Below are 19,559 nucleotides of genomic sequence, written 5' to 3'. Positions count from 1 at the left end.
CCTTTCATTCTGTTATTTATTGGTAATAAAAAAGCATAAGTTTCCGAATTACGCAAACTTATGCCTGATTAAACAGTAACACATTTATGTACTAATTATATTATTTCATACAATTAGTGTCAACAATAAAAAAATAAAAAAGGGTATTGACTATAGAATAATATGAGTGTATAAGAATACGATCTTTGGCGTGTAACCGATTAAATCAGGGCATTAGCTGAAAGGGATAATATAATTTATCCTTTTCAGCTTTTTTATTTGCTGAAAAGGATACATGTCCATAAGAATTATAGTGCATTTAGGGATATAACAATCCTTAAAATAAATTTTATTAATTATTATGGAAGGGGAATTATATTATTATGATGAAGTATTTACAAAAATTAGGAAAATCCTTAATGCTTCCAGTAGCTTGTTTACCCGTTGCAAGTATTTTAATGGGTCTTGGTTATTGGCTTGACCCTACAGGCTGGGGAGCAAATAACATTGCTTCAGCTTTTATGCTAAAAGCAGGTAGTGCTTTAATTGACAATATGGGAATTTTGTTTGCAATTGGTGTAGGTGTAGGAATGTCAGATGATAATGACGGTACAGCAGGACTTGCAGGACTTGTTTCATGGCTTATGATTACAACATTATTATCTACAGGAGCTGTAGCAATGTTTAAGGGAATTGATGTTAAAGAGGTAGCGCCAGCATTCGCTAAAACTCAAACACAATTTATTGGTATTTTATCAGGTTTAATAGGTGCAGCCTGTTATAACAGATTTAAAAGTGTTAAATTACCAGATGCATTGGGATTCTTTAGTGGAAAAAGATGTGTCGCAATTGTAACCGCAGCATATTCAATAGTTGCATCTATAGTATTATTCTTTGCATGGCCTCTTATTTATGGTGCATTAGTAGCATTTGGTGAAGCTATTGTATCAACAGGTGCAGTTGGATCTGGTATTTATGCATTCTTCAATAGATTATTAATACCATTTGGTCTTCACCATGCATTAAACTCAGTATTCTGGTTTGATGTAGCTGGAATTAACGACCTTGGTAACTTCTGGTCAGGTAAAGGAACACAAGGAGTAACTGGGATGTATATGACTGGATTCTTCCCAGTAATGATGTTTGGATTACCAGCGGGAGCATTAGCTATGTACCATACAGCTAAAGATAAGAAGAAGAAAGCGGTATATGGTTTATTATTAGCAGCAGCAATATCTTCATTCTTCACAGGTGTTACAGAACCATTAGAATTTGCATTTATGTTCTTAGCTCCAGGTTTATATGTTCTTCATGCTGGATTAACAGGAATTTCAGCATTTGTATGTACATTATTACCAGTAAGAGCTGGATTTAACTTTAGTGCTGGATTTGTAGATTGGTTCTTAAGTTTCAAAGCGCCTATGGCAGAAAATCCAATAATGTTAATTCCAATAGGTTTAGTATTTGCAGTAATCTATTATGTAACATTCCGTTTTGCAATTACAAAATTTAATTTAAAGACACCTGGTAGGGAAGATGATGACACTGAAGAACTAAATGTAAAACTTGCGAATAATGATTATACTCAAGTGGCAGCTGTAATATTAAAGGGTGTTGGAGGAAAAGAAAACGTAGTATCTATAGATAATTGTGTAACTAGATTACGTTTAGAAATTAAAGATCAAGCTGCTGTAGATGAAAAAGTTATTAAATCAGCAGGTGTATCTGGAATAATAAGACCAGGAAAAACAAGCGTACAAGTTGTTGTAGGAACACAGGTGCAATTTGTAGCAGATGAATTTAAAAAATTATGTAAGTAAATTTGAAGATAAATAATTAGATTAGGAAAATTATCTGATTAATAAATTAAGAATATTTAAAAATGTGGAAAAGAGATTGATGATATAAGAAATTAAGTTTTATATCAGACTCTTTTCCATTTTTTTTGTATACTTTAAGGCTTTTTTTTAATTTACTTAAAGTTTATAATATCTAATGTATAAATTTATTTGGTGGTGAAAGTATGGAATACATAAATGAGATTAATATAAATGAAGCAGTTATTCATATATTAGATAGTAATGGTGAAGAACCTATTTTAAACGAATATAGTTTGGAATTAGACGAAGATATATATTTTTTCTTACATAAGCATCTAGAAAAATGTTTCAAGGATGATGAACTTAAATATGGAAAGTTTAATCCAGAAAGAAATATAGTTAAAGAGGTAGCTCAGGATTATTTGACTGGAGTAAACAATAACTTAGTTAATCTATCTAAAGAATTAGCTAGGCAGTTATTCATAATAATGAAAGGAAATGTGAATATCCCGTCGGGAGATTTAATAATAGTGTCTTTAACTACAGACCAAGGTCCAATGGTAGGAATACTTAAGATGGATTACGTTAAAAATTTTACTCATGAGGTTCAATTTATAGACCAGAAAATAGGTATAGGTATAGTACCTCAAGCAGCAGGACTTCCAGGAAGTGGGCAAAGAATTCAAAAAGCTGCATTTATTAAACCAATTATAGAAGAGGATAAATATAACTTAATGATTTTAGATAAGCAAAAAGGTAGTAAGGAAGATGAGTATGGAGCAAATTATTTTATAAACACATTCTTAGGTGCAAGCATTGTTACAAATGAAAGAGATATGACCAAAACTTTTGTAAAAGCAGCGGAAAACTGGACTAGAGAAAATGTTACAAATGATGCAGGAAGAGCAGAAGAGATTAGGACTGCAATAAAAACTAAATTAAAAGAAGAAGACTCTATTAATATAGAGGAGTTTTCTGCTGAATTATTTAATGATCACCCTCAAGCGAAGGAAGAGTTTTCAACTTATATAAAACAACAAGGATTGCAAGAAGAAGTAGCTGTGGATAAAACTTGGGTTGAGAAAAAACTAAAAAGAGTTAGACTTAATATTGATAAACAAATTGATTTGTATATAAATGAAGAGACATACCACGACCCTAGCAAGTTTGAGATACAAAGAAACGGCGATGGAACTATTAATTTAATAGTAAAAAATGTGATTAATTATATAGAAAAGTAGATAGCTAGGCTCTATGATTTGTTGCTATTTACTTTATATTTGAGAAAGTAAATGCTCTAAATAGTTTATTTTGTGCTGGCTGATTAACAGCAAGTTTTTAAGAATCTAATATATTTATATTGTGCAACCCACATATAAATATATTAGATTCTTATTTTATATGAATTTATTACCGGTATTTTTTTCTGTAATCAGAAGGTGATATGCCTAAGTTCTTGGCAAAGACCCTACTAAGATAAAATCCGTTATCATATCCACATTTTGAAGCAATACAATCTAATGTATCTTCGGTTCTGAGCAATAATACTTGAGCTCTTCTTAATCTTAAAGAAGTTATATATTCAATAGGAGTAGTTCCTATACACTTGTGGAATCGTCTAGTAAATTGAACAGAACTAAGTCCTAGCGAAGCTGAAAAATCTTTGATTTTAATTGATTCATAAGCATATTTATTTAAGTACTTTAATGAATAGTTTATAATTTCATCCTGAACAAAGTTCTTTGGGGAGCTGCTATACTGAGTTTCTATATAATATAATTTCATAATATCGCTTATCAATGAGCTTTTCCATTGGTTTAATTCAATATTGTTATTGTGACTATATAGCTTTAAATAATAGTACATATTATTAAGTCTTTTTAAATCTGATACAGATATTTTACCAACTGGAAAAGATGAAGTATCATCTCCAGAATTTATTGAAAAGTTTATGAAGTGAAATGTAAGAGTGGTAATGACCTCTCTTTTGAAAATTATTCCGGGTGGACAAATTACAATATCACCAAATTTACATTTTCCTTTATGAGATTCAACTTCGTAACTGCATTCACCATCTTCAATAGCGTAAAGTACCCAGTTCGAATCTATGTCTTCATCCAATAGAAAATGTTCTTTTTTATCCCAAAAAATATGTTGATTAATATTTACATTAAGATTATTTAAATCAAACATCAATAAGCCTCCTTTAAGAGCTAAGAAGATTATGCCATAGAAGAATTATAAGAAAATAGAAGTGAAATGTAAACATTTAAAAAATAATTAAAGTAATTATATATGTATTTATATAGAAATTTTGATTGCAGAATATGTGAATGCTAGATATTTCTTTTTTAAGATATTTATATTTTGTATAGATAATAATTGTTATATCTAATATATGAAATAAAGTATATGCAGATGATACGTTAGTGAATTCAAAAAATTAATGTCCTAATATATTATAAAGATATAATCAGTGTGGGATATGATAGTGATAGGCCCAATTTGAAGCTGATTATTAAAAAATGATACAATGCATTGTAAATATTAAAACACTAAATAGATGTAGGCATTAGGATTAATATATCTATAAAGGGAGCGAATTATGAATTACAAAAATGTAAAAAAGGATATAACCGTAATAGGTGGTGGTTTAGCAGGTGTGTGTGCAGCTATTTCTGCTGCTAGAAATGGTAAAAGTGTTTCTTTAGTGCAAAATCGCGGAATTTTAGGTGGAAATTCTAGTAGTGAAATTCGTGTATGGGTATGTGGAGCAACAAAACATGGAGTAAACAGATATGCCAGAGAAACTGGAATTATGGGAGAATTGTTTTTAGAAAATCAGTATCGCAATCCAGATGGAAATCCATATTTTTGGGACATGCTACTATTAGAAAAGGTAAAAGATGAAAAAAATATTTCTTTATTTTTAAATACAGAAGTATCAGAAATCGATGTAATTGAAGGAGAAAAAGAAAATAAAATAAAATCTGTGACAGGTTGGACAATTGGAGCAGAAACTAAGACAAAATTTGAAAGTGAGGTATATCTAGATTGTTCCGGAGATGGATTTATTGGAGAATTAGCTGGTGCTAAATATAATTTAGGAAGAGAATCCAGATATAAATATAATGAATTATTGGCGCCAGAAAAGGAAGATAAAATTTTATTAGGAAGTACTATATTATTTTATACTAAAGATGCTGGACATCCAGTTAAATTTATTCCACCTAATTTTGCAAAAGATATAAGTAAAACCAGTATTCCAAAGAATAGAGTTATAAAATCCAATGACTCAGGTTGCTGCTATTGGTGGATAGAACTAGGCGGAGAAGTTGATATAGTAAAAGACAATGAAATAATAAGAGATGAGTTATGGACACTAGTATATGGAATATGGGATTATATAAAAAATTCAGGAAATTATGATGCAGACAATCTAACATTAGAGTGGGTTGGGTCAATTCCAGGTAAAAGAGAATATAGGAGATTTATAGGAGATTACGTTTTAAATCAAAATGATATTATTGAACAGACCGAATTTGATGATAGAATAGCTTTTGGTGGTTGGTCAATAGATCTTCATCCTGAGAAAGGAATATATGAGGAAAGCTGTGGCTCGAGAAATATACAAGCTGATGGAGTATTTCATATACCGTTTCGTTCCACATATTCTGTAAACGTATCGAATTTGATGTTTGCTGGAAGAAATATTAGTGCATCACATATAGCTTTTGGAGCAACTAGAGTTATGGCAACTTGCGCTACAATAGGAGAAGCTGTTGGATTAGCGGCAGCAATGTGTGTAGAAGACAAAATTATTCCTAGGGATTTATATATGAAGCATATTAAGAAATTGCAACAGATTTTATTAAAGCAAGATGGATCCATTATAGGAATAAAAAATGAGGACATGGAAGATAAGGCTAGATCAGCATCTATTATGGCATCTACATCATTAAAGAAAATTGAAGTCGTAAATTCTAACGATGAATATAGGTTGACTACAGATATAGGAATTTTATTTCCAATAGAAAACAGAGTTGAAGATATAGAAATACTAATTTCTAGCTTAGAACAGACTACATTGGAAGTAGAACTTTGGGATACAGGCAGAGCAGAAAACTATATTCCTAAAAATCTTTTGAAGAAGAAAAAAGTACAAGTGGAAAAAGGAAGAAATCAATGGGTTAAGAGCGACTTTGTATTAGAATCAGAAGTGGCAAGAAATCTATTTTTGGTTGTAAAGGCTAATGATAAAGTTACAATACATTTATCTTATGAACAATTAACAGGTGTACTTTCATTTACTAAAAAGGCTATAAAAAATACAAATCTTGATGATTATATTGGTATAAATCCAATTGTTGAGTGGTCTATGAAAGAAATGGCTAGAAAAGAATTTTGCTTTAGAATTCATGGTGAAACAAATGCATATTCTCCTGGTAAAATTATAGATGGTTACTCAAGACCTTATGGAGGTCCTCATATGTGGATATCAGAAGATATTAAAGATACAGATGAGTGGATACAACTTGAATGGGAAAATGATATTGAAATTAACGAAATTCATATTACATTTAACGATGATGTAAACGAAGATCTTATAAATCTTCATCACCATTACACTGATTTTTCTGTAATGCCTGAATTAGTTAAAGATTACAAGGTTTCCATATGGAAGGATAATAAATGGGAGGTTATTGCATCTAAGAAAAATAATCGTAAGCGAAAAGAAATATTTAAAAATGTAGGTAAGATTTTAGCAAATAAAATTAGAGTTACCATTGAATCAACAAATGGATGCAGGAAAGCTGAGATAATTGAGGTGAGAGTGTACTAAGATATGCTTCAAGAAGGCGCAATTAGAAAATAGCAAGTCAATCTTACAAGGTTATTTTCCGCTATACTGTTTCAGAAAATTATCATAACAGATGTAAGCACAAGCTACTATGTATTATGATTAAAAATAATCATAATATTTTGAAACCGCTATTTTCTTCAATTCGTCTAAATAGAGAATAATTTATTTAAAGATAGGAAGGAATAAACAATATGAATATAAATAATAATTATAAGACTAATTTGACTGAAGAGAAGCCAACTAGAGTAAGATATTTAGTATTAGCTCTAATATTTATAAATATAGTAATAAATTACATGGATCGTTCAAATATATCTGTAGCAGCATCTCATATGTCTAAAGATTTGAAATTATCAACTGTTCAAATGGGATTAATATTTTCAGCGTTTGGATGGGTATATGCTGCATTGCAAATACCTAGCGGATACTTAGTTGATAGATTTAAGCCTCGTGCTGTATATGCATGTAGTTTATTTATATGGTCATTAGCTACATTATTACAAAGTATTGTAGGTGGATTTGGATCACTTTTAGGTTTACGTTTATCAATAGGATGTTTTGAAGCCCCAGTGATGCCAGCAAGTAATAAGGTGGCATCAAGTTGGTTTCCAACAAATGAAAGAGCATCTGCTATTGCAATATACTCTTCAGCTCAATTTGTTGGATTAGCATTTGTGAGCCCATTACTATTTATATTAGAGGATAAGTTTGGTTGGAAATTCTTATTTATACTTACAGGACTTGTAGGGATAGCATGGTCAATTGTTTGGTATGCATTATATAGAGACCCAAGTAAAAGTAAACGTATAAATAATGCTGAGCTAAATTATATCAAAGAAGGTGGAGGTATAGTAGAAGATGAGGATGTAGATAATTCCACTACCAAGGAGAAAGCTCAGTTCAAGTTTAGCGATTTAAAGATGATGTTCTCTAACCGTAAGCTTATAGGAATATATATTGGTCAATTCACTATATCATCAACATTTTGGTTTTTCTTAACTTGGTTTCCAACATACCTTGTAGAATATAGACATCTAAGTTTTATAAAGTCAGGTTTTGTTTCATCAGTACCATATTTGGCTGCATTTTGTGGTGTTTTAGTTTCAGGTTTTGTATCAGATAAGCTCATAAAAAAAGGAGTTTCTATGGGAGTAGCAAGAAAAACTCCAATAATTATTGGATTATTATTAACAACAACTATAATTGGAGCAAATTTTGTTGATAGCACTCCATTAATAGTAATGTTCATGGCTATAGCATTTTTCGGTAATGGATTAGCAACTATTACTTGGATATTTGTATCATTATTGGCACCTAAAAATTTAGTTGGATTAGCTGGTGGTGTATTTAACTGCACTGGAGCTTTATCATCAATAGTTATTCCAATTGTAATAGGCATTATTGTATCAGGAGGTAACTTTACTCCAGCAATAGCTTTGATAGGTATTTTAGCTTTAATAGGAGCATTATCATATATATTTATAGTAGGAAAAATAGAAGAAAATAATTAGAATTAAATAATTAAGTTTTATATTTAATTTTGGATGAGATAAAAGTTAGTGCTAGTTACCAGCATTAACTTTTATCTTTTATTCTTAGATGGATTTAATTTACATATTTAAAACTTATTTTAAATAAAATAATAGATATAAAATTTTATATTTAGATAAAGTACATGTTATATGAATTTTGAGGAATAATATTCTAGAAGTTATTTAGTACATCGTTAAGAAATTTGCAAATACTTTTATTTGCTTTTCTTAGGTGTTTTAGTACGGAGGAGAATATTTATGAAGAAAAAAAACAAAGGATTATCTGCTTGGCAGCTCGCAATGATGGCTTTGGGAAGCATAATAGGAGGATCGTTTTTTCTTGGCTCAGCGGTGGCTATTAATGCGGCAGGACCATCTGTTTTGATATCCTATATATTAGGAGGAATTTTAGTATACTTTATACTTTATGCTTTATCTGAAATGACTGTTGCAAATCCACATTCAGGATCTTTTAGGACTTTTGCATCAGAAGCGTTTGGTCCTGGAACAGGATTTGTTGTTGGCTGGGTTTACTGGATTGGTATGGTACTTTCAATGTCTAGTGAGGCTACCGCTGTATCAATTTTATTGAATGAATGGATTCCGAATATATCAATAGCTATAGGAGGAACTATAATTATTGTTGGTGTAACTTTGCTTAATCTTTTAGGGGCTGATAAATTAAGTAAGCTCACTAGTGGTCTTTCAGCTATAAAGCTTTTGGCAATAATTTCATTTATAATTATATCTTTTCTACTTGTTACTGGAATAATTCCAGGAAGAACAGCGGTAGGGGCAGGAGAGCTTATGAGAGAGCCTTTTATGTCAAGTGGCATAGGAGGTATTGCAGGAGGAATGCTTATAGTAGTATTTGCTTATGCTGGTTTTGAAATAATAGGTTTAGCGGCTTCAGAAGCTGATGATCCAATAAAAACAATACCAAAAGCAATTAATTATACAGTTGTAAGTCTTATATCACTCTATATAATTTCCCTTATAGCATTACTTCCGTTAATTCCTACAGCAGATTTAAGCGAAAATATAAGTCCAATGGTTGCGGCTCTTGATAGATTGGGAATTACATGGGCTGGAAATGTAATTAATTTAGTACTTATTACAGCTATACTTTCTGCATCTCTCGCTTCTATGTTTGGGATTGCAAGAATGCTAAGATCACTTGCAGATGAAGGTGATGCTCCTAAGTTTTTGAAAGATAAAGGTGATATTCCTTACAAAGCTATAGTATTTTCTGGAATTTCAATGCTTTTAGGATTAGGATTTGGGTTGTTATTTCCTAGAATATATCTGTTTCTAGTAACAGCAAGTGGATTCTCTCTACTTTTTACTTACGCAGTAATTATGGCGACGCACATAAGATTCCGTAAAAGAAATGGATGTCCTCCAGATGGGAAATGTCAAATGCCTGGATTTCCGTATACATCTTGGATTGGACTAATAAGTATGATTGTTGTTATTTTTAGTATGCCTCTTATATCTGATCAAGCACCAGGACTTATAGTAGGACTGATAATGATAGCTCTATTTTCATCAATTTATATGATAATGAAATATTTTAGGAACACTGAAAAGAATAAAAATAGCTATGCAAGAGTTAGCAATAAAATGAACCGTTCAAAACTGATGACAGAATTTTCAGAAGAAGTTGCAGATGACAACGAATCAAAGCGAAATAATAATCAAAAAAGCCAATGTAAAAAATGCAGTAAGAAATAGATTAAAATGAAAAAAATATAATTTCTAAATAATATAATTCATTCTTTACAAAATTATTTGAGATGGTATCTGATAGTCTAAGATAAATATTAGTAAATTAGATTTTTAGAACATATATAGTAAATAAAATAAAGATATCCTTTAAATGCTTAACTTTGGGATTAAGTATTTGAAGGATATTTTTATTCTAAATTTTTTAATAATACGAATTTATACAATATTAGTTTTATCGCCTACAATAATATTGAAACTTACTTTCTCTAGATTTACTTATAGAATATTCATATATTCTACTATTAGTCAAATACCCTATATTTTCAATCTGCATTACAACAGACTCATTGGGTAAATCTAATAAATTACTCTCATATTCATTTAATTTTGTAGGGCTCACAGTTCTAATACCGTGACTAATTTTATAATCATATTGGGACTCAATATACGAAAGTAAACTAGATTCACAATCTTCTGTCTTAAGGTTTGGAAATAGGGAGTATGGCATGTAAATCTCTTCTGTATGAATAGGATGGGACTCTATATAACGAACTCTTTTTATAAGCCAAACATGAGAATTTACTTCTACCTGCAATAATTTGCTAAGTTCCTCAGATGAATCAATAAGTTTAAATTCATTAACATTTGATTTTATATTATCCGAATTGTAGTAATCAGAAAGAGAGGATAAAAAAAGAATGCTGTTATTATAATGATTAACATCATTAACATAAGTTGAGCCATCAATTGATTTAATCAAATATGACCTTTCAATTAAATGAGCTATTGCTTTTCTTATAGTATGTCTATTACATTGATATTTGATTGCTAGCTGAGTTTCAGATGGAATACGAGATGATACTAAGAGCTTTCCAGAAGTAATTTTTTCAATAAAGTCGTTAATAATATAATCACTTTTCAAATTTACTCACCTCGTAATAGATAAAAATTATTTAAATATATTATAGCATAATCAAAAAAAATGTTGTATAGACAGGTGATGAAAGTTAGATTTAATAAATATAAAATGTGATTAAAGCCTTAAATGCTTTGTATAAAGATAAGAGGAGAGTGTAATTTATGAATAAAAAAAATATAAACATAATTCCTGATAATTTCTTTTGGGGAAGTGCGGTTAAATCATTTCAAAGTGAGGGAGCATGGAATGAAGGGGGAAAAGGAATTTCTATAGTAGATAAAAGAGAAATAAAAGAAGGTTTTTCTAATTGGGAAGTAGCCGTTGATTTCTATCATAGATATAAAGAAGATATAGCATTGTTTAAGGAGTTAGGAATAAATAGTTATCGTACAAGTATTTCGTGGACAAGAATTATTCCAGATGGAGAAGGTGAAGTTAACGAAGAAGGGATAAAATTTTATAATGATTTATTTGATGAATTATTAACTAATGGAATAGAACCAGTTATAACACTATACCATTTTGATTTACCAGAGGAGTTAGCAGAAAAATATAATGGGTTTGCATCAAGAAAAGTTGTAGATTTATTTGAGAAATATGTAGGAGTAGTATTTGAAAGATTCAAAAATAAAGTGAAATACTGGATAACATTCAATGAGCAAAATTTAGTTATTCCGCGTATGGAGTTGTGGGGAGTAAAAGTAAGTAATAATGTTAATAAAGAAGCTTTAGCGTATCAAGTATGTCACAATGTGTTTATAGCTCATGCTAAAGCAACTAAACTGATGCATGAAATAATTCCAGATGGAAAAATGGGCGGAATGGTTACTTATATGACAACATATCCAATGACGTGTAAACCTGAGGACACATTAGCAAACTTAAAAGTAAAAGAGCTCTTTAATGATCTCTATTTTGATGTATTTGCTAATGGTGAATATCCAACATATGTGACAAGTAGGTGGAAAAGTAGAGACATAAAGCCAATATTCGAAGACGGAGATGAAGAGTTATTAAAAGAAAATACAGTGGACTATTTGACATTTAGTTATTATCAAAGTTCAACTGTAAAAGATGATCCGGAGGATACGGAGAGTATAGTAAAAGGAATGATACCAAATCCACTATTAAAGAAAAATGAATGGGGATGGGCTATTGATCCTATAGGTTTTAGAATAGCTTTAAAAGAGATATATGCAAGATATAAAATGCCAATCTTTGTAACTGAAAATGGGATTGGTGTTAGAGAAGAATTGAATGAAAATAAAACTGTAGAGGACGATTATAGAATAGATTATTTGAGAGCACATATAAAGCAAATGAAATTAGCCATGGAAGAAGGCGTTGAGGTTATAGGATACCTAACTTGGGGATGTACTGACATTTTAAGTTCACAAGGTGAGATGAAAAAAAGGTATGGATTTATATTTGTAAATCGTGATGAATCAGATTTAAGAGATTTAAAAAGGTATAAGAAAAAGAGCTTTGAGTGGTTTAAAAATGTAATTTCTACTAATGGGAAACAATTATAAGACAGCCATTAAGGTAGTATAGTATAGCTAAAGAAGTTATATGTTGAATTAGTAAGTTTAGATTTAAAACTTTAATAAGGAAGCGATAAATTAAAACTAGAGTACAGAAGTTTAATTGTAATATATATTTAATTAATTGATAAGTGTAAGAGGGATTTAATAAAAGTTAAGAAAATACATCTTTTATTAAATCCTTTTTCTAAAATAGAGCTATCTAATAAAATTAGTTGCAACTCTAGGTTCACTTTCAGGCAATGAAATACCTGCTTTTTTACCAGCATCTATGGACTTTAGAAGCCATGCCATATTTTTGCCAAGCATTCTCATTGTCTGCATTCCTTCTAAATCTTGTTTAACTTCTTCAGGAGTATTACCGTGAACCATATTCCAATACTGAGATGAAACAACCGGCATATTTGAAATAGTAAAATATTTATTTAATTGATCAAAAGCTGAAGCAGCTCCGCCCCTACGGCAGCTTACAACTGCAGCACCAGGTTTATGTGCAAAGCAATTTCCAGCATAAAAGAATCGGTCTAAAAAAGATGTAATTGAACCTGAAGGAGCAGCGTAATGAACAGGTGAACCGAATATAAATCCATCAGCTTCTTTTGCCTTCTCTAAAGCGATATTTACGATATCATCACTAAATACGCATTTACCTTCACCACTTTTATAGCAGCCACCACAACCAATACAGCCACTAATAGGTTTATTTCCTATTTGAAAGATTTCTGTTTCAATATTTTCTTTTTCTAATTCACCGGCTACTTCACATAAAGCGGTATAGGTACATCCTTTAGCTTTTGGACTACCATTAATAAGTAATACTTTCATTTTCACACCTCACTATTTAATCGAACAAATTTATATAAAATTTTTAATAATTCACTATTGGATTGAAGTTTATGTTTGGATTTCCAAATACTTTTGCAGTAACTGCTGTAATTTTATCTAATAAGTCGGAATTTTGAATAACAGTTAGATGAACTGAGTTATATGCACCCATCCCTACTGGTGCTGCACAGCCAGCATTAATAATAGTATTTAAAGATTCATCACTGATTTACTCAGATTTATAGCTTCTAGTAGATTTACGCATTGCGATTACTTTCATTAATTCCATAGTTAAAATCTCCTTTTATAAATTATTATACTTAGTTAAATGAACTTAGTATAATAATTATACCTACTTGTACAATTACGAACAAGTAGGCACAATTTTATTATTAGGTATCATTTTTTATACTAGGTAACAATTTGTTAAGGATATTATGTATGTTTATATCATTATTTGAAACGCTTAACCATTCTTCTGGAATTATAATATGTTTGCAGCTATTAGAGTTATTTTTTAAATATGTGTAGATTATTTGAGATTCATCGATTTCTTCTTTTCCAATTTCCATTGGAACATCTTCATTGTTAAAGTAAAATAAAATATTATCTTTAAGAATACCTTTCAATGCTTCTAAATCAAAGTTTTTTAAAATATATTTTTCACTAAAGAGTATCTTATTTCCTCTAATAAGAAAAAATTTAACTATGTCATTATCTAAATATTCAAGCAAAGCAATATTTCTATTTTTTTTAGTAAATTTGATAATTTTAATTTTCTCTAGCAAATAATTTACTGAGCTTATGTAATCCCTATATTTAGCGGCAGTTTCAAAATCAAATTTTTCAGAAGCGCTATTCATTATATGTTCCATTTCCTGGAGAATGATTTTATCATTACCATTAAGAAGATTTATTATTTTATTTAATATATTAAGATACTCTTCTCGTGGTGTAGTATCTAAACACATTCCAATACATAATCCTAGAGAGTAGTTAAAACAGGATGAAGTTTTTCGCTGATTAATACTGCATTGTATTTTGCAGTATTCTTTAATACCATAAAGTCCTTTTTCAACAATGTTTTTTCTTGAATATGGACCAAAATAAATGTTTCCATCCGTTTCATTTGATTCATGAGATATTTCAATATTTGGATATTTTTCGTTAAGAACTATTTTTATGTAAGAATATGACTTAGAATTTTTCATTAGCCTATTATAAGCAGGCTTAATTTTCTTTATTAATTTGCATTCAAGCAAAAAAGCCTCAAATTCAGTATCAGTAATTTTATACTCAAAATCCTTGAGATTTTGAACTAACTTAAGAATTTTAGGAGAATGAGATTTAGAATTTATAAAATATGATCCAACTCTACTTTTTAAGTTCTTTGACTTACCAACATAAATAACGTTATTCAGTGAATCCTTCATAAGATATACACCAGGTGAAGAAGGAAGTTTTTTTACTTTTTCTTTTAAATCCATATCCATATTATCTCCTCTAAAAATATATGTTGAGTAAATTATCATTAGTTAAATTAAAAATCAATTATTCATATAATTATATCTTATCATCACGCCTGTAAAATTAATAATAATTTATAAAATAAATATTTAAATTATGTGTAAATATAAAAAAATGATATAGTTGTTTGCGCAGAGTGCATCAGAAAAAAATTATTAGAGTTTCATTATTTCAAGATAAAAAACTTTTACTGTTTGAACGTATGTGAATTGAAAAATTTTTTATCTTGAAATGATAGAAATTCTTTGCAATTTTTTTAGCAATCGAAGTAAACAAGTATATCATTTTTCTATTAACTAGAATTTTATTATTTCATTAATTTAACAAGGACAGCTTTTTGGGCATGTAATCTATTTTCAGATTCATCGAAAATTGAATCAGCATGTTCTTCTAAAATTTCAGCTGAAATTTCTTCTCCTCTATGAGCAGGAAGACAATGAAGCACCATAGCATTTTTATCAGCAATAGTCATTAATTCTTTATTAACTTGGAATCCTTCAAAGGCTTTAATCCTCTCATTAGCCTCACCTTCTCTGCCCATACTAGCCCAAACATCAGTAATTATAACATCAGCATCTTTAGCTGCTTCAAGTGGAGATGTAGTAATTGTAAAAGTAACGCCTTCTTTTTCTGCGATCTCTTTAGCTCTATTAAGGTATTTCTTAGATGCCGTATAATTCTCAGGAGATGCAACTGCAAAATTCATGCCGACTTTTAGGCAGCCAATCATTAGAGAATTGGCCATGTTGTTACCATCGCCAATAAAAGCAACTTTTAGACCTTCTAATATATTCTTATTTTCCCTTATCGTCATTAAATCAGCTAGTACCTGACAAGGATGTTCTTCATCTGTTAATCCATTTATAACCGGAATTGATGCATATTTAGCTAATTTTTCAACCTCATCTTGTGAGAAAGTTCTAATCATTATGCCTTGTATAAATCTAGAAAGAACTCTAGCAGTGTCTTCAATTGGCTCACCACGACCAATTTGCATGTCTCTATCAGTCAAAAAAAGTGAATTTCCACCTAATTGATACATGCCGGTTTCAAAGGAAACTCTGGTCCTAGTAGATGATTTTTCAAAAATCATTCCTAAACTTTTACCTTTAAGATGATGATGTTCTATGCCATGTTTTTGTTCGTATTTTAACTGATCTGCTAAATTTAAAATATCCAGAATTTCCTCTTTAGAAAGATCATCCATTTTTAGTAAGTCTTTTTTCATATATATGCCTCCAAACAATAAGAAAGTGAAAAATAAGCAGTTAGGGAGAAAATCCAAAAGATACGATAAAGATTATATTCATACCAAAGTAAAATTTACTTAAGGCTAGATAAAATTTCAAGAATAATGTCTATACCAACTTTTAATTCTTTCTCAGTTATAGTAAGTGGTGGGAGAAGTCTAACAACATCTTTACCGGCTGTAAGTACTAATAATCCTTTTTTTATAGCCTCTTTTTGGACTAGAGCGGGATCACATTTCACCTTTATTCCGATCATTAATCCCATACCACGTACATCTACAATTTGAGGATTTTTAGCTTCATCTATTAGCTCTCTTACAAATAATCCTCTTTTATATATTTTTTCAAAGTATTGTTCATTACAAATCTCTTCAAGAACAACTAAAGCACCAGAACATACAACAGGATTTGCTCCGAAAGTTGAGCCATGATCACCAGGCTTGAATACATCTGCAACTTTAGAGGAACAAAGTATTCCGCCTATAGGAAGTCCTGCACCAAGGCCTTTTGCTACAGAGACTATATCAGCCTCTACATTGAAATTATTATACCCAAACATTTTACCTGTTCTACCTATACCACATTGAACTTCGTCAAATATTACAAGAACATCTTTCTCATTACACGCTTTTACTACTTCTTGAACGAATTTTGTATCAAGAGGGATAACACCACCTTCACCTTGTATTGCTTCGAGCATTATGGCACAAACATCATCTGTAAGCTTAGCTTTAAAGTCTTCTATATCATTTGCTTTTACATAATCAAAACCTTCTGTAAAAGGGTAGAAGTACTTATGAAATTTCTCTTGACCAGTTGCTTTTAGGGTTGTTATTGTTCTACCGTGAAATGATTGAATTAGAGTAAGAATTTTACTTCTTCCAGCACCATATTTGTCGTAACTGTATTTTCTAGCTAGTTTAATTGATCCTTCATTAGCTTCAGCGCCAGAATTAGCAAAAAAGACTTTACTCATGTTGGCTTTTTCAGTTAATTCTTTAGCAAGTTTTAAACTTGGTTCAGTATGAAATATGTTCGATGTATGAGCAAGTGTTTTTAATTGATTACTAGTAGCTTTAACCCATTTTTCATGTCCATATCCTAAGCTGCTGACACCAATTCCACTTGTAAAATCTAAATATTTATTTTCATCTTGGTCATAAAGATAAACGCCTTCGCCGTGAGTGAGTATAAGATCTAAACGACCATAGCTATTAACAACGTGTTCTTTTGCTTCGTTAAAATCATATGACATAAAATTGCCCCCTTTAAATTATTCAATAGTTAATAATATCCAGTATAAACTTTAGATCATTAACTATTATTAGAGAAATTTATTTGAAGTTTCTAAAATATTTTAATATTTTGATTAATAAATCATTGTTCCGATACCCTCATTAGAGAATAACTCTAAAAGAATAGAATGAGGTACACGTCCATCAAGGATAGTTGCTTTTTCAACACCCATTCTAATTGCTTCAACGCAACAATCAATTTTAGGAATCATTCCACCTTTTATTATCCCTTCAAGGCATAATTTGGGTATTTGATGTAATCTTAATGTGCTAATTAGAGTAGATATATCTTTTGGATCTTTCATAACTCCTGGAACGTCAGTAAGCAGTATTAATCTCTCAGCTTTTAATGCTGATGCAATTTTTGCTGCGCAAGTATCAGCATTTATATTGTATGCCTTATTATCATCTTCTCCTAAAGCTACGCTACCAACAACAGGTATATATCCTGAACTTATAGTAGTTTTTAATATTTCTGTATTAACCTTAGTTATCTCACCTACATACCCTAAGTCGTTATCAGATTCTATTTTTTTAGCTTTTAAAAGAGAGCCATCCATTCCACATAAGCCAATGGCCTTTCCTCCAAATTTCTCTATTAAAGAAACTAAATTTTTATTTACCTTTCCGCCTAAAACCATTTGAACTACTTCAATGGTAATATCATCAGTATATCTTAAGCCGTTAATAAATTCACTTTTGTGATTTAATCTATTTAATAAATCTGAAATATCAGGACCGCCACCATGTACTACAATTGGTTCAATTCCAACACATTTCATTAATATAATATCATTTATTACTGTTTCTCTAAGTTCATCACTTATCATTGCATTTCCGCCGTATTTTACTACTATTATTTTTCCACGGTAACGTTGTATATAAGGTAGTGCATGAACTAATACTTCAGCTCTTTCAGTATGATTCAACAAGTTAATACCCCCAGTCAATTTAGAATGTACAGTTCATAATTAACATATTAAGAACTGTACATTGGAATAAGTTTAAAATATATTTATAATCTAAGATTAACTTCTGTAATCACCATTTATTTTCACATATTCGTAACTTAGGTCACAGCCCCAAACATAAGCACTATAATCACCTAAGGATAAGTTAACTTTAATAACTATTTCATTTTCGCTAAGAACCTTTTTTGCAATATCTTCATCGAAGGGTAAAGAACTGCCAGATTCACAAACTTTTATTGAGCCAGCCTTACTTTCAAAGGCAACATCAACTTTTTCGGGATCGAAATCAATATTTGCATATCCAAGTGCACAAAGAATTCTTCCCCAGTTCGCATCGCTACCAAACATTGCAGTCTTTACTAAACTAGAGTTTATTACACTTTTACCTAAAACAACTGCATCTTTTTCATTCTTTGCACCGATTATTTGACATTCTAATAGTTTTGTAGCACCTTCACCGTCTTTAGCTATATTTTTAGCCATAATTGTATTTAACTCAGTAAGGGCATTTAAGAAAGTATTATAACTTTCATCTTTTTCAGTTATAGTAGGATTTTCAGCTAAGCCATTAGCTAAAATTAATACCATATCATTAGTACTTGTATCTCCATCAACGCTGACTCTGTTATAAGTTACTCCAACACTCGATTGTAGTGATTCATGTAGCAATTCTGGAGCAATAGAAAGATCAGTTGTAATGAAGGAAAGCATTGTTCCCATGTTTGGTTCAATCATACCTGAACCTTTTGCCATCGCTCCCATAGTAATTTTCTTATCACCTATATAAAATTCTACAGCTAGTTGCTTTTGAAAAGTATCTGTTGTCATTATAGCTAAAGATGCATCATTAGAACCTTCTTTTGATAACTTTTCAGTAAGCATTGGAATACCGTCTTTAATAGCATCTATATTTAAAGGAACCCCAATTACTCCCGTAGATGCAACTAAAACATCTTCTGTTTTTAAGTTTAGTTTATTAGCTTGCAATGAAGTCATTTTCTTTGCCTTAATTAAACCATCATCACCATTACAAGTATTTGCATTACCGCTATTTATTATTATTGCTTGTGCTTTTTTATTTGATAAATGCTCTTTTGTAACGTAAATAGGAGCACCTTTAACTTTATTTTTAGTATACATTCCTGCTGCAGCAGCAGGAACTTCTGAATAAATCAAAGCTAAATCTTTTTTTAAGCTTCCTTGCTTTAATCCACAGTGTACCCCAGAAGCTAAGAAACCGTTAGGAGCTGTAACTCCGCCATCTATATATTTTATATCCAAATTTATAACCCCCTTAGTCAATGC

Annotated in this window: 15 protein-coding genes; 6 read left to right on the top strand and 9 right to left on the bottom strand. The window is 30.4% G+C overall.

Annotation, left to right across the window (positions count from 1 at the left end; all coding sequences use genetic code 11):
* The first annotated feature begins 362 nt into the window (after positions 1-362).
* Positions 363-1,799 (top strand): N-acetylglucosamine-specific PTS transporter subunit IIBC, encoded by a 1,437-nt coding sequence (gene nagE, locus KEC93_RS22690; RefSeq protein ID WP_039769954.1) that lies wholly within the window; start codon positions 363-365, stop codon positions 1,797-1,799.
* 203 nt (positions 1,800-2,002) lie between these two features.
* Positions 2,003-3,040, top strand: coding sequence for a nucleoid-associated protein (locus KEC93_RS22685; RefSeq protein ID WP_077867883.1), 1,038 nt, complete (start codon positions 2,003-2,005; stop codon positions 3,038-3,040).
* Between the two features lie 169 nt (positions 3,041-3,209).
* Here KEC93_RS22685 and KEC93_RS22680 read toward each other — a convergent pair whose 3' ends face one another.
* Positions 3,210-3,992: a helix-turn-helix domain-containing protein gene (locus tag KEC93_RS22680; protein WP_039769958.1), complete on the bottom strand. Its 783-nt coding sequence runs from the start codon at positions 3,990-3,992 to the stop codon at positions 3,210-3,212.
* A gap of 412 nt (positions 3,993-4,404) precedes the next feature.
* Here KEC93_RS22680 and KEC93_RS22675 point away from each other — a divergent pair, with 412 nt between their 5' ends.
* From KEC93_RS22675 to KEC93_RS22665, 3 genes are all read left to right on the top strand, one after another.
* Entirely contained in the window at positions 4,405-6,642 is a 2,238-nt protein-coding gene (locus tag KEC93_RS22675) for an FAD-dependent oxidoreductase (RefSeq protein ID WP_077867882.1), read from the top strand.
* A gap of 212 nt (positions 6,643-6,854) precedes the next feature.
* Positions 6,855-8,174: an MFS transporter gene (locus KEC93_RS22670; RefSeq protein ID WP_039769962.1), complete on the top strand. Its 1,320-nt coding sequence runs from the start codon at positions 6,855-6,857 to the stop codon at positions 8,172-8,174.
* Between the two features lie 279 nt (positions 8,175-8,453).
* Positions 8,454-9,929 carry an amino acid permease gene (locus KEC93_RS22665; protein ID WP_077867881.1) on the top strand — a complete coding sequence of 492 codons (1,476 nt, stop codon included), beginning with the start codon at positions 8,454-8,456 and terminating at the stop codon, positions 9,927-9,929.
* A 226-nt stretch (positions 9,930-10,155) separates the two neighbouring features.
* Here KEC93_RS22665 and KEC93_RS22660 read toward each other — a convergent pair whose 3' ends face one another.
* Positions 10,156-10,845: a GntR family transcriptional regulator gene (locus tag KEC93_RS22660; protein ID WP_077854746.1), complete on the bottom strand. Its 690-nt coding sequence runs from the start codon at positions 10,843-10,845 to the stop codon at positions 10,156-10,158.
* Between the two features lie 158 nt (positions 10,846-11,003).
* On the opposite strand from KEC93_RS22660, the gene KEC93_RS22655 reads away from it, so the two are divergent.
* On the top strand, positions 11,004-12,374 hold the full coding sequence (locus KEC93_RS22655; protein ID WP_077867880.1) for a glycoside hydrolase family 1 protein: 1,371 nt from the start codon (positions 11,004-11,006) through the stop codon (positions 12,372-12,374).
* Between the two features lie 210 nt (positions 12,375-12,584).
* On the opposite strand, the gene KEC93_RS22650 is transcribed toward KEC93_RS22655, so the two are convergent.
* From KEC93_RS22650 to argJ, 7 genes are all read right to left on the bottom strand, one after another.
* A complete protein-coding gene (locus KEC93_RS22650) occupies positions 12,585-13,211 on the bottom strand; it encodes a flavodoxin family protein (protein WP_023973897.1) in 627 nt (208 codons plus the stop codon).
* Positions 13,212-13,254: 43 nt separating this feature from the next.
* Positions 13,255-13,383 carry a hypothetical protein gene (locus tag KEC93_RS26785; RefSeq protein WP_257792340.1) on the bottom strand — a complete coding sequence of 43 codons (129 nt, stop codon included), beginning with the start codon at positions 13,381-13,383 and terminating at the stop codon, positions 13,255-13,257.
* 220 nt (positions 13,384-13,603) lie between these two features.
* Positions 13,604-14,698, bottom strand: a complete 1,095-nt coding sequence (locus KEC93_RS22640) for a GIY-YIG nuclease family protein (protein ID WP_172462672.1) — start codon at positions 14,696-14,698, stop codon at positions 13,604-13,606.
* Positions 14,699-15,045: 347 nt separating this feature from the next.
* A complete protein-coding gene (argF, locus tag KEC93_RS22635; RefSeq protein ID WP_023973895.1) occupies positions 15,046-15,966 on the bottom strand; it encodes an ornithine carbamoyltransferase in 921 nt (306 codons plus the stop codon).
* Between the two features lie 95 nt (positions 15,967-16,061).
* The gene (locus KEC93_RS22630; protein ID WP_012060676.1) at positions 16,062-17,243 is read right to left on the bottom strand and encodes an aspartate aminotransferase family protein; all 1,182 of its coding nucleotides are present in this window, start codon (positions 17,241-17,243) and stop codon (positions 16,062-16,064) included.
* A gap of 114 nt (positions 17,244-17,357) precedes the next feature.
* Positions 17,358-18,215, bottom strand: coding sequence for an acetylglutamate kinase (gene argB / locus KEC93_RS22625; protein ID WP_017211161.1), 858 nt, complete (start codon positions 18,213-18,215; stop codon positions 17,358-17,360).
* A gap of 96 nt (positions 18,216-18,311) precedes the next feature.
* A complete protein-coding gene (argJ, locus tag KEC93_RS22620) occupies positions 18,312-19,535 on the bottom strand; it encodes a bifunctional ornithine acetyltransferase/N-acetylglutamate synthase (RefSeq protein ID WP_077867878.1) in 1,224 nt (407 codons plus the stop codon).
* Between the last annotated feature and the right edge of the window lie 24 nt (positions 19,536-19,559).

The sequence above is a fragment of the Clostridium beijerinckii genome, assembly GCF_018223745.1.
Lineage (GTDB): Bacteria > Bacillota > Clostridia > Clostridiales > Clostridiaceae > Clostridium > Clostridium beijerinckii.
This window is presented reverse-complemented; position numbering and strand designations above follow the sequence as displayed.

Coding starts and splice junctions, on each gene's coding strand:
- KEC93_RS22675 (WP_077867882.1), top strand. CDS start 4,405: ATGAATTACAAAAATGTAAAAAAGGATATAACCGTAATAGGTGGTGGT.
- KEC93_RS22650 (WP_023973897.1), bottom strand. CDS start 13,211: ATGAAAGTATTACTTATTAATGGTAGTCCAAAAGCTAAAGGATGTACC.
- KEC93_RS22665 (WP_077867881.1), top strand. CDS start 8,454: ATGAAGAAAAAAAACAAAGGATTATCTGCTTGGCAGCTCGCAATGATG.
- KEC93_RS22630 (WP_012060676.1), bottom strand. CDS start 17,243: ATGTCATATGATTTTAACGAAGCAAAAGAACACGTTGTTAATAGCTAT.
- nagE (WP_039769954.1), top strand. CDS start 363: ATGATGAAGTATTTACAAAAATTAGGAAAATCCTTAATGCTTCCAGTA.
- KEC93_RS22685 (WP_077867883.1), top strand. CDS start 2,003: ATGGAATACATAAATGAGATTAATATAAATGAAGCAGTTATTCATATA.
- argF (WP_023973895.1), bottom strand. CDS start 15,966: ATGAAAAAAGACTTACTAAAAATGGATGATCTTTCTAAAGAGGAAATT.
- KEC93_RS22655 (WP_077867880.1), top strand. CDS start 11,004: ATGAATAAAAAAAATATAAACATAATTCCTGATAATTTCTTTTGGGGA.
- KEC93_RS26785 (WP_257792340.1), bottom strand. CDS start 13,383: ATGGGTGCATATAACTCAGTTCATCTAACTGTTATTCAAAATTCCGAC.
- KEC93_RS22640 (WP_172462672.1), bottom strand. CDS start 14,698: ATGGATTTAAAAGAAAAAGTAAAAAAACTTCCTTCTTCACCTGGTGTA.
- KEC93_RS22670 (WP_039769962.1), top strand. CDS start 6,855: ATGAATATAAATAATAATTATAAGACTAATTTGACTGAAGAGAAGCCA.
- KEC93_RS22680 (WP_039769958.1), bottom strand. CDS start 3,992: ATGTTTGATTTAAATAATCTTAATGTAAATATTAATCAACATATTTTT.